Annotated in this window: 13 protein-coding genes; 7 read left to right on the forward strand and 6 right to left on the reverse strand. The window is 50.6% G+C overall.

The genetic code is table 11. The features are described from left to right. Positions 1–128: 128 nt before the first annotated feature. From ACMWL8_RS11910 to silR, 4 genes are all read right to left on the reverse strand, one after another. Positions 129–479: a DUF305 domain-containing protein gene (locus tag ACMWL8_RS11910; RefSeq protein WP_000647571.1), complete on the reverse strand. Its 351-nt coding sequence runs from the start codon at positions 477–479 to the stop codon at positions 129–131. A gap of 147 nt (positions 480–626) precedes the next feature. After that, positions 627–1,058, reverse strand: a complete 432-nt coding sequence (silE, locus tag ACMWL8_RS11915; protein WP_000790485.1) for a silver-binding protein SilE — start codon at positions 1,056–1,058, stop codon at positions 627–629. Between the two features lie 244 nt (positions 1,059–1,302). After that, positions 1,303–2,784 (reverse strand): copper/silver sensor histidine kinase SilS, encoded by a 1,482-nt coding sequence (gene silS, locus ACMWL8_RS11920; RefSeq protein ID WP_000555736.1) that lies wholly within the window; start codon positions 2,782–2,784, stop codon positions 1,303–1,305. Then, positions 2,777–3,457 (reverse strand): copper/silver response regulator transcription factor SilR, encoded by a 681-nt coding sequence (gene silR / locus ACMWL8_RS11925; protein WP_000697968.1) that lies wholly within the window; start codon positions 3,455–3,457, stop codon positions 2,777–2,779. The genes silS and silR overlap by 8 nt, the downstream gene beginning before the upstream one ends. Positions 3,458–3,646: 189 nt before the next feature. On the opposite strand from silR, the gene silC reads away from it, so the two are divergent. The 7 genes from silC (at position 3,647) to ACMWL8_RS11960 (ending at position 13,315) form a co-directional block, all read left to right on the forward strand. Further along, complete coding sequence (silC, locus tag ACMWL8_RS11930) at positions 3,647–5,032, forward strand: Cu(+)/Ag(+) efflux RND transporter outer membrane channel SilC (RefSeq protein ID WP_000475506.1); 1,386 nt, start codon at positions 3,647–3,649, stop codon at positions 5,030–5,032. Positions 5,033–5,059: 27 nt separating this feature from the next. Next, positions 5,060–5,413 (forward strand): cation efflux system protein CusF, encoded by a 354-nt coding sequence (gene cusF / locus ACMWL8_RS11935; protein WP_001246155.1) that lies wholly within the window; start codon positions 5,060–5,062, stop codon positions 5,411–5,413. 113 nt (positions 5,414–5,526) lie between these two features. Then, the gene (gene silB, locus ACMWL8_RS11940) at positions 5,527–6,819 is read left to right on the forward strand and encodes a Cu(+)/Ag(+) efflux RND transporter periplasmic adaptor subunit SilB (RefSeq protein WP_000157620.1); all 1,293 of its coding nucleotides are present in this window, start codon (positions 5,527–5,529) and stop codon (positions 6,817–6,819) included. A 10-nt stretch (positions 6,820–6,829) separates the two neighbouring features. Further along, positions 6,830–9,976 (forward strand): Cu(+)/Ag(+) efflux RND transporter permease subunit SilA, encoded by a 3,147-nt coding sequence (gene silA, locus ACMWL8_RS11945; protein ID WP_000574029.1) that lies wholly within the window; start codon positions 6,830–6,832, stop codon positions 9,974–9,976. A gap of 86 nt (positions 9,977–10,062) precedes the next feature. Next, complete coding sequence (locus ACMWL8_RS11950) at positions 10,063–10,503, forward strand: DUF411 domain-containing protein (protein ID WP_000758225.1); 441 nt, start codon at positions 10,063–10,065, stop codon at positions 10,501–10,503. A 126-nt stretch (positions 10,504–10,629) separates the two neighbouring features. Continuing rightward, complete coding sequence (gene silP, locus ACMWL8_RS11955; RefSeq protein WP_001353604.1) at positions 10,630–13,077, forward strand: Ag(+)-translocating P-type ATPase SilP; 2,448 nt, start codon at positions 10,630–10,632, stop codon at positions 13,075–13,077. A gap of 40 nt (positions 13,078–13,117) precedes the next feature. Further along, entirely contained in the window at positions 13,118–13,315 is a 198-nt protein-coding gene (locus ACMWL8_RS11960; RefSeq protein ID WP_000843494.1) for a DUF2933 domain-containing protein, read from the forward strand. A 33-nt stretch (positions 13,316–13,348) separates the two neighbouring features. Here the strand turns inward: ACMWL8_RS11960 and ACMWL8_RS11965 are convergent, their stop codons facing one another. Both ACMWL8_RS11965 and ACMWL8_RS11970 read right to left on the reverse strand, forming a co-directional pair. After that, positions 13,349–14,086: a peptidoglycan DD-metalloendopeptidase family protein gene (locus ACMWL8_RS11965; RefSeq protein ID WP_001724005.1), complete on the reverse strand. Its 738-nt coding sequence runs from the start codon at positions 14,084–14,086 to the stop codon at positions 13,349–13,351. A 288-nt stretch (positions 14,087–14,374) separates the two neighbouring features. Beyond that, the gene (locus tag ACMWL8_RS11970) at positions 14,375–14,824 is read right to left on the reverse strand and encodes a copper resistance protein (protein WP_001023257.1); all 450 of its coding nucleotides are present in this window, start codon (positions 14,822–14,824) and stop codon (positions 14,375–14,377) included. Positions 14,825–14,983 lie beyond the last annotated feature (159 nt).

The raw sequence follows: 14,983 nt of genomic DNA on the forward strand, positions 1-14,983 counted from the left end.
CAACAAAGGACCGGAGTACAGAGTAGTAAAAACCCGAAATTAATCGGGTTTGAATTATATAAATATTAACCGACTCCCGCGCCCAGGAACGATGTAAAATCACGCTTGTCGTGACATTTCTACAATGTTTACTTTTGACTATCAAGCCATTTATTCATCTGCTCAATTTCACCTTTTTGAGCTTTAATGATGTCCTGCGCGAGCTTTCTCATTTTCGGATCTTTTCCGTATTTGAGCTCGGTCTCAGCCATTGCTATTGCCCCTTCATGGTGCGCTACCATGCCTTTCGCAAAAGCCTTGTCGGGATCGGACTCATTTACGGCAGCCATCATTTTGTCATGCATGTCTTTCATGCCAGCCATATATTCCTGTGACGAAGCCGAGGTAGACATATCAGTCATTTTCATTTCTGAATGTTCTGCTGAAATCGCTGGCAGGGATAACATTAATACTGCAAATAAAGTGTTTCTGGCTTTCATAAAAAATATCCTTTTAGCGTTGATGCCCGTTAACTGTAGCAGAATCTGATAAAAATGCCCCCTGTAGGGGGCAAAGATGTTGCCATATATCCGGTTACGGAAAAATCTATCAAGGAAATAAGGACAGCACAGATACTTCCCTCGCCGTCAGCCTGCACTGAGCATGCGACGATGCGCTTCGGCCATGGCCTGATGTGGGCCAGACTGACCGTTATTCATAAATTCATGGGCAACTGCAGCTCTTTCATGCTCATTCATTGCCGCTAATGACTTCGACGGCCCGGTAGGGGAAACGGTCTGACTTCCCATCATCCTCTGATGACTTTCCACCATTTTCTGGTGCGCATCCGCCGACCCGTTCGTCATGGTTTCATGAGCAATAATGGCCTGTTCATGCTGGTCCATACCGGCCATACGAGGTGCAGTCCCCTGGATCCCGACAGGAGCCGCAGCAGACTGCATCTGGTGAGCAGGTGCCTGTGCATTGTTGACCCGCTCATGGATATTCACGGTTTCAGTGGCCCAGGCCGAAGAAATTAAGCCAAAGCCCAGCAAGGATGCTAATACGATATTTTTCATGATAACTCTCCATTTCTTAATTAGTGATGTCCGGGGGAGTACAACCGGTGTTTTCAGTTCCATAACTGAAACAGGTTCGGAAGTGTTTATTTCTCCGGGAGGGGACTGGATATTCATTTCCTGGCGTCCACTGACGCCGGATATTGATAAAGCAATCCAGCCTTCCTGATAAGTTGCACTAATTATATCGAATGGCTTCTGTTTGCTGCATGACAGGCTAATGACATCTTTGTCATTTAAATCTTTATTCCCAGCACTGGGTGTCCGGAATCATTTTCTCCAGTCTGGGCACGGATAAGATAAAACGCGTTGAGTGTACGTCCGATTCCACCTGCACTCTTCCGTGATGTGCTTCCACGATTGACTTCACAATCGCAAGGCCGATGCCGCTGCCTTCTCCTTTTCGTTGTCTGGACGGATCCACCCGATAAAAACGGTCAAACAACCTTGATAAATGCTCTTCAGGGATTGGTTTCCCCGGATTTTCAATCACAAGGTCAAAAAAGCTCTCCTGCTCTCTTATTGAGACGGTGATTGCCTGTCCCTCCGGGGTATAACGCAGGGCATTGGATAACAGATTATTGATCGCCCTTCTGAACATTTGTGGATCTCCCTCAACCAGGCAGGGCATCCCGTTAAATTTGAGCGTGATATTGCGTTCTTCGGCCCAGGCTTCGAAAAACTCGAAGACTTTCATGACTTCCGCTCTGAGGTCAAACATGACCCTGTCAGGTATCAGCTGATTATTATCTGCCTGTGCCAGGAACAGCATATCGCTGACCATTTTGGTCATCCGGTTATACTCTTCAAGACTGGAATAGAGGACATCCTCAAGTTCCCTCTGTGTTCGATCCTGACTCAGTGCGATTTCAGTCTGCGTCACCAGATTGGTGATGGGCGTTCTGATCTCATGCGCGATATCGGCAGAGAAATTGGCCTGGCGGGTAAAGACATCCTCAATCTTTCCAATCATATGATTGAACGAGATAACCAGTTGCTCCAGCTCAATGGGAACGCGTGTCGGTTCCAGTCGCGCATCAAGATTCTCGGAGGTGATGTTTTTAATGGCATTGCTGACATTACGAAGGGGCAGGTGCCCCTGACGGACAGCGATTCGAATGATCAGAACAATCAACAGGCTTATCACGACGGCAATCGCAATCAGGTTCTTTTTCAGCGCATCGAGGTAATGGAGATGGAAATTAATGGATAGGCCAGTCAGCATGACATAGTTCTGCTGTTTGCCCTGAAATATCGCCTGACCAGAGGAGGCGATAATCCTGTATGTTTCCATCTTCATTTCGGACCCGGTATCCATCGGTCCCGCAGGATCCTCCACCGTCCAGAGAAAGACATCCCGTGCGCGGCTGTGCTCGCTAAAATCTGCTGAATTCACTGCCGGGCGTAGTGCCGCCCCCTGAGCTGAGCTAAAGAGCACTTCCCCCCTGGGATTGAGGAGCAAAAGGGCAACGTTGCGGTAGCTGGCAATTGATTCCTTTATTTTGCTTATTTTTTTATCATCCGGATCCACCGGGGACTGCAGTATACGGTTCAGTGTGGTGCTGATTTGTTGAAGATCGCTGACATCCTGCTCGGCAAAATGATTTTCAACAGAATGCAGCATAAACCAGGTGAATGCGATAAAAGCCAGTATCGTGGACAGGCTGATAAAAAAGGTCAGCCGCAGAGCGAGTGAGAAAGGGCGTCTGGAAGGTTTGCTATGCATCCGGGACCTCCAGCATGTAGCCCACGCCCCGGACTGTCTGGATCAGCTTTGTCTCGTAATCGTTGTCTATTTTAGCGCGGAGTCGCTTTACTGCGACATCGATCGCATTAGTGTCGCTGTCAAAATTCATGTCCCAGACCTGAGAGGCAATCAGGGAGCGGGGAAGAACCTCTCCCTGATGGCGAATGAAGAATTCCAGCAGGCTGAACTCTTTACTGGTGAGCACAATGCGGTTTCCGGCGCGACTGACTTTTCTGGATACGAGATCAATCGAGAGGTCAGCCACCTTAAACTGGCTTTCCGTGATCATCGTGTTTCCCCGCCTCAGAAGGGTTCTCACCCGGGCGAGCAGTTCGGCAAACGCAAAGGGTTTAACCAGATAATCGTCCGCACCCAGTTCCAGTCCTTTGACCCTATGTTCGATCGTGCCGAGGGCTGTCAGCAGTAAGACCGGCATACCCTTTCCGGCAGTGCGCAGCATGCGGATGATATCCCAGCCGTTCACATCAGGTAGCATGATATCCAGAATGACTAAATCATACTCGGCTGTCATGGCGAGATGATATCCGGTAAGACCATTATCAGCGTGATCCACTACGAACCCTGCCTCTGTAAGCCCTTTGCTGAGATATTCACCTGTTTTAATTTCGTCTTCGACGATCAATATTTTCATCTTGCTCCCCGGCTGGCTGCTAATGTCATTCTATTGCGCCCACGATCGTTATCAACGGATTACAGCAAAAATGACAACATTGTCATTATCCTGTCACCCGGCAAACAGAGAGCGTTAGGTAAAGTACCCCTATCAATACTCTGGACTTCATTTGAACCATTTACCAGGTCTGCCTGGACGAGAAGCGTTATGTTCAAATTAAAATTACTCAGCATTAGCACGATATTCATCCTGGCAGGCTGCGTGTCGCTTGCGCCTGAATATCAGCGGCCCGCAGCACCGGTACCCCAGCAGTTTTCACTGTCCCATAACAGCCTGACGCCAGCGGTAAATGGCTATCAGGATACGGGCTGGCGTAACTTTTTTGTCGATCCCCAGGTTACCCGGTTGATCGGTGAAGCTCTGACTAATAACCGTGATTTGAGAATGGCTGCCCTGAAGGTTGAAGAGGCCCGAGCCCAGTTCAACGTCACGGATGCAGATCGTTATCCCCAGCTGAATGCCTCATCCGGGATAACATACAGCGGTGGTCTGAAAGGTGACAAGCCGACCACACAGGAGTACGACGCGAGACTGGAGCTCAGCTATGAGCTCGATTTTTTCGGCAAACTTAAGAACATGAGTGATGCTGATCGCCAGAACTACTTTGCCAGCGAAGAAGCCCGTCGGGCCGTACACATCCTGCTGGTATCCAACGTTTCACAAAGCTATTTCAGCCAGCAACTGGCGTACGAACAACTTCGTATTGCGCGGGAAACGCTGAAAAATTATCAACAGTCCTATGCTTTCGTTGAGCAGCAGCTCGTGACCGGGAGTACGAACGTTCTGGCACTTGAACAGGCGCGAGGACAAATCGAAAGTACCCGCGCCGAAATAGCCAAACGAGAAGGCGATCTGGCTCAGGCAAACAATGCCCTGCAACTGGTGCTGGGAACGTACCGCGCACTTCCGTCAGAAAAAGGGATGAAAGGCGGGGAGATAGCCCCAGTAAAATTGCCACCAAATCTGTCTTCACAAATTTTGCTGCAGCGACCGGATATTATGGAAGCGGAATATCAGCTGAAAGCGGCTGATGCCAATATTGGCGCAGCGCGAGCGGCCTTTTTCCCCTCAATTACCCTGACCAGTGGTCTTTCCGCAAGCAGTACGGAGCTGTCCAGCCTGTTTACGTCAGGAAGTGGAATGTGGAATTTTATCCCTAAAATTGAAATTCCTATATTTAATGCTGGCAGGAATAAAGCCAATCTGAAGCTGGCTGAAATTCGCCAGCAACAGTCGGTGGTTAATTACGAACAAAAAATTCAGTCAGCCTTTAAGGATGTTTCCGACACGCTTGCGCTGCGCGACAGCCTTAGCCAGCAACTTGAGTCACAGCAGCGTTATCTTGATTCACTTCAGATAACTCTCCAGCGTGCCAGAGGATTGTATGCAAGTGGTGCTGTCAGTTACATCGAAGTGCTGGATGCAGAACGTTCCCTCTTCGCTACCCAGCAAACCATTCTCGATCTTACCTATTCCCGGCAGGTTAACGAAATTAATCTGTTTACCGCGCTGGGTGGCGGTTGGGTAGAGTAAATTTATTTAATTAATCAGGAAATTAAAATGCGTAATTCACTTAAAGCCGTTTTATTTGGTGCCTTCTCTGTCATGTTTTCTGCCGGTCTTCATGCTGAAACACATCAGCATGGCGATATGAATACTGCCAGTGATGCTTCGGTACAGCAAGTTATCAAGGGCACCGGTGTCGTTAAAGACATTGATATGAATACTAAGAAAATCACCATTTCGCATGAAGCAATTCCAGCGGTGGGCTGGCCTGCAATGACCATGCGCTTTACTTTTGTTAATGCAGACGATGCTATTAATGCCCTGAAAACAGGCAACCATGTCGATTTCTCGTTTATTCAGCAGGGCAATATCTCCTTACTCAAAAGCATTAACGTGACGCAGTCCTGATTGGCTGTCCGGAGCGATTACATCCTGTGCGCCTGTACATTCACATAGGTATATGTGTGAGTTAACCGTCAGGCGCATATGCCAGGTGTTTTGATTTTTTAGCGGAAAATTGTATGGCTTCTTTAAAGATAAAATATGCTGCAATAATTATCAGCAGCCTCATAGCAGGGGGGCTGATATCGGTTACTGCCTGGCAGTATGTAAACTCAGCACAAAAGACAGAAAAAACAGAACAAAAGGCACCGGAACGAAAGGTGCTTTTCTGGTATGACCCAATGAAACCGGATACCAAATTTGATAAACCCGGAAAATCGCCCTTTATGGATATGGACCTGGTGCCAAAATATGCTGATGACAGTGGCGATAAAAGCAGTGGCGGGATCCGTATCGACCCAACCCAGGTTCAGAATCTGGGATTAAAAACGCAAAAAGTCACGCGAGGAATGCTGAATTATTCTCAGACAATCCCGGCTAATGTCAGCTATAACGAGTATCAGTTTGTTATTGTGCAGGCGCGTTCTGACGGGTTTGTCGAAAAAGTCTACCCCATGACGATTGGCGATCATGTGAAGAAGGGGACGCCACTTATCGATATTACCATTCCGGACTGGGTGGAAGCACAGAGTGAATTCCTTCTGTTATCCAGCACCGGTGGTACTTCCACGCAAATTAAAGGCGTTCTGGAACGGCTTCGCCTGGCAGGTATGCCGGAAGAGGATATTCAGAGACTGCGTTCTACCCGGAGCATTCAGACCCGTTTTACCATTAAAGCACCTATTGATGGTGTCATTACTGCATTTGACCTGCGCACCGGCATGAATATTTCGAAAGATAAGGTGGTGGCTCAGATTCAGGGAATGGACCCGGTCTGGATCAGCGCTGCAGTGCCAGAATCTATCGCCTATCTGCTGAAAGATACGTCGCAGTTTGAAATTTCGGTACCGGCTTATCCGGATAAAACATTCCATGTCGAAAAATGGAATATTCTTCCCAGCGTGGATCAGACAACCCGTACGCTTCAGGTCCGTCTCCAGGTTTCTAATAAGGATGAGTTTCTCAAGCCGGGCATGAATGCCTATCTGAAACTGAATACCAGAAGCCAGGAGATGCTGCTGATACCAAGCCAGGCCGTTATCGATACCGGCAAAGAACAGCGCGTGATTACTGTTGATGATGAAGGCAAGTTTGTGCCGAAACAGATCCACGTTCTGCATGAGTCACAGCAACAGTCCGGCATCGGCTCCGGCCTGAATGAAGGCGATACCGTGGTGGTCAGTGGCCTGTTCCTCATTGACTCTGAAGCCAATATTACGGGCGCACTGGAACGTATGCGCCACCCTGAAAAAACAGAAAGCAGTATGCCAGCAATGTCTGACCAGCCTGTAAATATGCATTCAGGGCACTGAGGAGACGACGATGATTGAATGGATTATCCGGCGCTCTGTCGCCAACCGTTTCCTGGTCATGATGGGGGCCCTGTTTCTCAGCATCTGGGGCACATGGACGATTATTAACACGCCTGTCGATGCCTTGCCTGACCTGTCAGATGTGCAGGTCATTATCAAAACCAGCTATCCCGGCCAGGCCCCGCAGATTGTAGAAAACCAGGTCACCTATCCACTTACCACCACCATGCTGTCCGTGCCTGGCGCAAAAACCGTGCGTGGTTTTTCACAGTTCGGTGATTCGTATGTGTATGTCATTTTTGAAGACGGCACCGATCTGTACTGGGCCCGTTCCCGCGTGCTGGAGTACCTGAACCAGGTACAGGGAAAACTGCCCGCCGGTGTGAGTTCTGAAATCGGTCCGGACGCCACGGGGGTGGGCTGGATATTTGAATATGCCCTTGTCGATCGCAGCGGAAAACACGACCTTTCAGAACTGCGTTCTCTGCAGGACTGGTTCCTGAAATTTGAGCTGAAAACCATCCCGAACGTGGCTGAGGTCGCTTCGGTTGGCGGCGTGGTGAAACAGTACCAGATTCAGGTCAATCCGGTAAAATTGTCTCAGTATGGTATCAGCCTGCCCGAAGTGAAACAGGCCCTTGAATCGTCTAACCAGGAGGCCGGTGGCTCATCCGTTGAAATGGCCGAAGCTGAGTATATGGTCCGTGCCAGCGGTTATCTTCAGAGCATTGATGATTTTAATAACATCGTCCTGAAAACAGGCGAGAACGGCGTGCCGGTTTATCTGCGGGATGTTGCCCGCGTGCAGACCGGGCCTGAAATGCGGCGTGGTATTGCCGAGCTGAACGGCCAGGGCGAAGTCGCTGGCGGCGTGGTGATCCTGCGGTCGGGTAAAAATGCACGCGACGTTATCACGGCAGTGAGGGATAAACTTGAGACGCTGAAGGCCAGCCTGCCGGAAGGCGTTGAAATCGTGACCACCTACGATCGCAGCCAGCTCATCGACCGGGCGATTGATAACCTCAGTTCCAAACTTCTGGAAGAGTTTATCGTGGTGGCCATCGTCTGTGCCCTGTTCCTGTGGCACGTACGTTCTGCCCTGGTGGCGATTATCTCTCTGCCGCTTGGTCTGTGTATCGCCTTTATCGTCATGCACTTCCAGGGACTGAACGCCAATATCATGTCGCTGGGAGGGATAGCGATTGCCGTCGGTGCGATGGTGGATGCCGCCATTGTGATGATTGAGAATGCGCATAAGCGGCTTGAGGAGTGGGATCATCAGCATCCGGGTGAGCAGATTGACAACGCCACCCGCTGGAAGGTGATTACCGATGCCTCCGTTGAAGTGGGACCCGCACTGTTTATCAGCCTGCTGATCATCACCCTGTCCTTTATTCCTATCTTTACCCTGGAAGGTCAGGAAGGACGTCTGTTTGGCCCGCTGGCATTCACGAAAACGTACTCCATGGCGGGCGCGGCCGCGCTGGCCATCATCGTCATTCCGATTCTGATGGGATTCTGGATCCGGGGGAAAATTCCTGCAGAGACCAGTAACCCCCTGAACCGGGTACTGATCAAAGCGTATCATCCATTGCTGTTGCGGGTTCTCCACTGGCCAAAAACAACCCTGCTGGTTGCGGCCTTGTCCATTTTCACCGTTATCTGGCCGCTGAGCCAGGTGGGCGGTGAGTTTCTGCCGAAGATTAACGAGGGCGACCTGTTGTATATGCCGTCGACCCTGCCGGGTGTCTCTCCGGCTGAAGCTGCAGCGCTCCTGCAGACGACGGACAAGTTAATCAAAAGCGTTCCTGAAGTGGCCTCTGTATTTGGCAAGACCGGTAAAGCAGAGACCGCCACGGATTCCGCACCGCTCGAAATGGTTGAAACCACGATCCAGCTCAAACCTGAGGATCAGTGGCGTCCAGGCATGACGATTGACAAGATTATTGAAGAACTCGACAGGACCGTCCGTTTACCGGGGCTGGCAAACCTCTGGGTGCCGCCAATCCGTAACCGTATTGATATGCTCTCAACCGGGATCAAAAGCCCGATAGGTATCAAGGTGTCCGGAACGGTTCTGTCCGATATCGATGCAACGGCGCAGAGTATCGAAGCGGTCGCCAAAACCGTACCCGGCGTAGTGTCTGCTCTCGCAGAGCGACTGGAAGGCGGGCGCTACATTGATGTGGATATCAACCGGGAAAAAGCCTCCCGCTACGGAATGACGGTGGGCGATGTGCAGCTGTTCATCTCATCAGCCATCGGCGGCGCGACGGTAGGGGAAACGGTTGAAGGCGTGGCCCGGTACCCGATTAATATACGCTATCCGCAGGATTACCGGAACAGCCCGCAGGCCCTGAAACAGATGCCGATCCTGACCCCGATGAAGCAGCAGATCACGCTGGGCGATGTTGCGGATATTAAGGTCGTTTCCGGGCCGACTATGCTGAAAACGGAAAATGCCCGTCCAGCCAGCTGGATTTACATTGACGCGCGCGGCAGGGATATGGTGTCGGTGGTTAATGACATTAAAACGGCGATCAGTCAGAAAGTGAAACTGAGACCGGGTACCAGCGTGTCATTCTCCGGACAGTTTGAACTGCTTGAGCATGCCAACAAGAAACTGAAGCTGATGGTGCCGATGACGGTGATGATCATCTTCATCCTGTTGTATCTGGCATTCCGCCGGGTTGATGAAGCCCTGCTGATCCTGATGAGCCTGCCGTTCGCCCTGGTTGGCGGGATATGGTTCCTGTACTGGCAGGGCTTCCATATGTCTGTCGCAACCGGAACGGGGTTTATCGCTCTGGCCGGGGTGGCAGCAGAGTTTGGCGTGGTCATGCTGATGTATCTGCGTCATGCCATTGAAGCGCACCCGGAATTGTCCCGTAAAGAGACGTTCACACCGGAAGGCCTTGATGAAGCCCTCTATCATGGTGCCGTACTGCGTGTCCGGCCGAAAGCCATGACCGTGGCGGTGATCATTGCGGGTCTGCTGCCAATACTCTGGGGAACCGGTGCAGGTTCAGAAGTCATGAGCCGTATCGCGGCACCCATGATTGGTGGGATGATCACGGCTCCGCTGCTGTCCCTGTTCATTATTCCTGCCGCCTACAAATTAATCTGGCTGCGCAGACATAAAAAAAGCGTGTCCTGAACCTGAAAGGGCACCCCCTGTGGGTGTCCTTCTTTACTGATTCACCCTGACGTCAGGGTTTAAATCGATAATATACAGAGGTGAGTATGAAAAAAGTGGTTCTGATGGCGCTGGCTCTCGGCCTTTCACTGCCCGCGATGGCGAGTGAAAAAGTGATTGATATGTACAAATCTGAAAACTGTGGCTGTTGTTCCCTGTGGGGCAAGGCGATGGAAAAAGACGGGTTTGAAGTACGAACTCACGTCATGAATGATCAGGCGCTGTCAGCCCTGAAAGAAAAGCATGCTATTCCTGCAGGACTGCGAAGTTGTCATTCCGCGGTTGCCGGTAATTTGATCATTGAAGGCCATGTGCCTGCGACAACGATACATAAGGCAATGCAGTCTGGTTCAGGTATATACGGTCTCGCCACCCCCGGTATGCCAGCAGGAAGTCCTGGAATGGAGATGGGAGCCCGAAAAGAAGCTTACGATGTTATCGCATTCTCACCGGATGGAAGTAAAAAAGTCTTCCAGCGAATCGAATAGTCAGCGGAACGGCTGATAACGGGACGCCGGTAGCAGGCACTCCTGTGCCGGCGATATTCGTGGTAATCGCATCCATGACATACCCTGAAGACAGAAGATGCTTCGGTATGCATAAGGAGAGTTACTGTGAAAAATGACAATGCAGTGCAACACAACAACCAGACTGCTTCTGAGCAGACATTATCCCCGGACGAGGGCCACGTATTGCATAAGGTGAGAGATCCCGTGTGCGGGATGGCCATCCTGCCCGACAGGGCGCACAGCAGCATTCGATACCAGGACCATCAACTTTATTTCTGCTCCGCCAGCTGTGAGAGTAAATTTAAAGCCCATCCCGATCGTTATCTTACCGAAGATGCCAGTGAACATTCCCATCACCATCACCACGATCATCACGAAGTCAGCCCTGATCAGATAAAACAGCCTCACCACCAGGCGGAAAAAGAGAATTCTGAAGGTGTGTGGACATGTCCGATGCACCCGGAGATACGCCGCAGTGGTCCCGGAAGCTGTCCTGTCTGTGGAATGGCACTGGAGCCGCTCGTAGCTACGGCATCCACGGGGCCGAGTGATGAACTTCACGACATGACAAGACGCTTCTGGCTGGGGTTGTTGCTGGCGTTTCCGGTTCTGGTACTCGAAATGGGATCTCATCTGTTTCCCGAGTTGAGGAATACAGTACCGCCACAGTACAACACATGGCTGCAGCTGCTTCTGGCCTCCCCTGTCGTGTTGTGGTGTGGCTGGCCATTCTTCGCCCGGGCCGGAATGTCGTTACGTAACCGCTCCCTGAATATGTTTACCCTTGTTGCAATGGGGACCGGCGTAGCCTGGGTTTACAGCGTCATTGCAACCGTCTTCCCCTCCTGGTTTCCTGCATCGTTCAGAAACATGGATGGCCTGGTGGCCGTTTATTTTGAAGCCGCAGCAGTTATTACGGTGCTTGTTCTGCTGGGACAGGTTCTTGAGCTGCGGGCACGGGAACAAACCTCAGGCGCCATTACTGCGCTTCTGAACCTTGCCCCCAAAACCGCCAGACGGCTGGATCATGACGGTCATGAAACGGATATTAATGCGGAAGATGTCCTGCCTGGCGATAAGCTCCGCATCAGACCTGGAGAGAGTATTCCGGTCGACGGTATCGTGATCGAAGGCAAAACAACCGTTGATGAATCGATGGTGACCGGGGAATCTATGCCGGTTACCAAAACGGAGGGTGACCCTGTCATCGGGGGGACCATTAATCAGACAGGGAGTCTCATCATCCGTGCAGAGAAAGTCGGTGATGAAACAATGCTCTCACGAATTGTTCAGATGGTCGCTGATGCACAGCGTTCGCGTGCCCCCATCCAGAGAATGGCTGACAGCGTTTCAGGCTGGTTTGTTCCTCTGGTGATACTTATCGCGGTTGTTGCTTTCGTGATCTGGTCTGTCTGGGGGCCCGAGCCCAGGATGGCGCACGGTCTCATTGCGGCTGTGTCGGTCCTGATTATTGCCTGTCCCTGCGCGCTGGGGCTGGCCACGCCGATGTCGATAATGGTGGGGGTGGGCAAAGGAGCCCAGGCCGGGGTGTTAATCAGGAATGCCGAAGCCCTTGAGCGTCTTGAAAAAGTGGACACGCTGGTTGTCGACAAAACAGGCACGCTCACGGAAGGTTCGCCTACGGTGACAGGGATTATCAGTCTCAATCCGGGTGGGGAAACATCTCTTTTGCGTGTAACAGCCGCAGTGGAAAAAGGCTCGCAGCATCCGCTGGGTATGGCAGTAGTTAAAGCAGCACAGGAAAAGGGGATCGCAATACCCGCAGTCACTCATTTCGATGCACCGTCGGGTAAAGGGGTCTCAGGCGATGTCGAAGGTCAACGGGTTGTTATTGGTAATGAACTGGCTATGCAGGAAAACAGTATAGTTATTGATAATCAAAAGGCCGTTGCGGATACGTTGCGGATGGAAGGCGCTACCGTTATCTATGTGGCCACAGACGGGGACCTTGCAGGCCTGATAGCTATCTCGGATCCCGTGAAAACAACCACGCCGGATGCGCTTAAAGCTTTGCGTCAGGCGGGGATCCGCATCGTTATGCTCACCGGGGATAACCAGCTTACTGCTGAAGCAGTCGCACGGAAACTGGGAATAGATGAGGTTGAAGCCGGAATTCTGCCGGATGGCAAAAAAGCAGTGATAACCCGACTGAAAGAGTCTGGCCATGTGGTTGCGATGGCCGGAGACGGTGTGAATGATGCCCCGGCGCTGGCAGCGGCTGACGTGGGTATAGCCATGGGAACGGGTACAGATGTGGCAATTGAAAGTGCCGGAGTCACCCTTCTCAAAGGCGACTTGATGATACTGAACAGGGCCCGTCATCTGTCAGAGATCACCATGAAAAATATCCGTCAGAATCTGTTTTTTGCATTTATCTACAACGCACTTGGCGTGCCTGTGGCTGCAGGTCTGCTTTATCCTGTGTATGGAATACTGCTGTCGCCAGTTATTGCGGCGGCGGCCATGGCTCTTTCCTCCGTCAGCGTCATTGTGAATGCGTTGCGTCTGAAAAGTGTCAGGCTCGGGAAATAACACTGAGTGAAGGGTCAGTTACGAACAGAAGGAGTCCAGTATGAAAAGTACCACCTATGCGCTTATTGCTGTCGCCGCGATCGCGGCATTTGCCCTCCTGCGCGAACACTGGTCACATGTGGCAGGTTACTGGCCATATCTGTTATTGCTGGTCTGCCCGCTAATGCATCTTTTCCACGGCCACGGAGGGCATGGAGATCATCAACATCACGGAAGTGAAAACGATAAAAAAAATTAATCCGGCAGACGGGGCCGCGTCGCGGTCCCGTTATCAGTCCAGGTATCGTTCGTAGTCTCTGGCATGCGCAAAGGCATGCTGTTCGAGTTTGTTATCAGCGGGTGCCGCTGCCCGGAACGCCAGAGAGTTAACAGGGTTGTTATTGATGACCAGCTCGTAATGCAGATGAGGACCGGATGAACGTCCGCTGTTACCGGATAACGCAATAGCACCTCCCCGTGTAACCCTGGCCCCTTTAGTAACGAGTATTTTATTGAGGTGGAGATAGCGAGTTTTAATACCGGCTTTTCCCGTTACTTCAACAAAATATCCCATGGTACTGTTGTATTCGGCCCGGGTGATTTTTCCGTCGATGACGCTGACTATTTTCGTGTTCATGGGCATGGAATAATCAATGCCATTATGGGGACTCACTTTTCCCGATACCGGGTTAAGTCTTGCAGGATTGAAAGGCGAACTGAGTCTTGCTGTGGCCGGTAACGGATAATCGAGACTGCCTTTCCCGGAAGTATCGGAAAGGTTATAGAACTTTTTATCTGATATACGATACGCCGTGTAATTAAATGAACCGGACGTAAATTTATAGGCCACGACACGTGATTTTCCCGCTTTCTTTTGCAGTACGAGTTTTAATGATTCATTTTTTTTCAAATGCCGCAGATTAAACCGGGAAGGCAAGGAGCGCTGAAGAGTAGCGATCTCGTTCGATTCCAGCCCCGAGCGGGTGGCTGAAAGGTAGGCATTTTCTTTTACGACATCGGTAGAATACATTTACTGGAATTCGCCGTTAGCATGAACACTGCGGCGTATGCTAGGGGTTTTCAGGAGGCGTGTCATCTGTCAGTTAATCGGGAGCACCGTTGATGGTCGTCATTTTTGTAACATATCTTGTTTCCCGTTTGCTCCTGAAGCTCTGGGAACTGTATGACCAGCCCGACGGTGATGATTAACGGGACTGAAACAGGTTACGGCAGAGCAATATGGGGCTCATGTCCTGCTACGTAACCCGTCAGTAAAGCCCTGCTGCGCACCTGACGCTAAGCACTAACCCGCCTGCAGTTACCTGGTCGAATACAGCCCGCGAAGCTTTCTTGCCTGCGTCTGATGTGCTTCCGCACCGGCATTATTGACCTGCTCATGCACGAGAGCGGCTTTTTCTCCGGCATTCAGTTCGTTAAAAGAAGAAGACGAGGTCTTTGAATTTGCATCACTGCCGGACAGCATTTTTTTATGTTCCTCAATCATTTTCTGATGCGCATAGGACGCGCTGTTGTTCATAAATGAATGAGCAACAATGGCCCTTTCATGTTCATTCATTTCAGAGAATGAGGGCGTGTTGTTTTTATTAACCCTGTCCGGTAAGTTTTCATGCGTCGAGGAATTCACATGACTGACGGCTGAGGCATTATTAACAAATCGATGTGCTTCATGGGCAATATCACTGGACTGAGCAAAAGCTGCCCCACAAAATAAAGCTGTAAACGCAGTGGTCGTGATTAATATATTCATGTGTAATTACCTTCTGAGGTACATAAAAGATGTCCTTATGAGGTACATAAAAGATGTCCTTATGATCATATATAAAAATAATCAACCTGTGGGGAAGATGACGTAAATGTAATACAGCTATGTACATTACACGATTGTAATGAATTTGTTTCTTAAGGT

The sequence above is a fragment of the Enterobacter sp. 04-C-12-SI-ECC genome (assembly GCF_047530715.1).
GTDB classification, from domain to species: domain Bacteria; phylum Pseudomonadota; class Gammaproteobacteria; order Enterobacterales; family Enterobacteriaceae; genus Enterobacter; species Enterobacter bugandensis.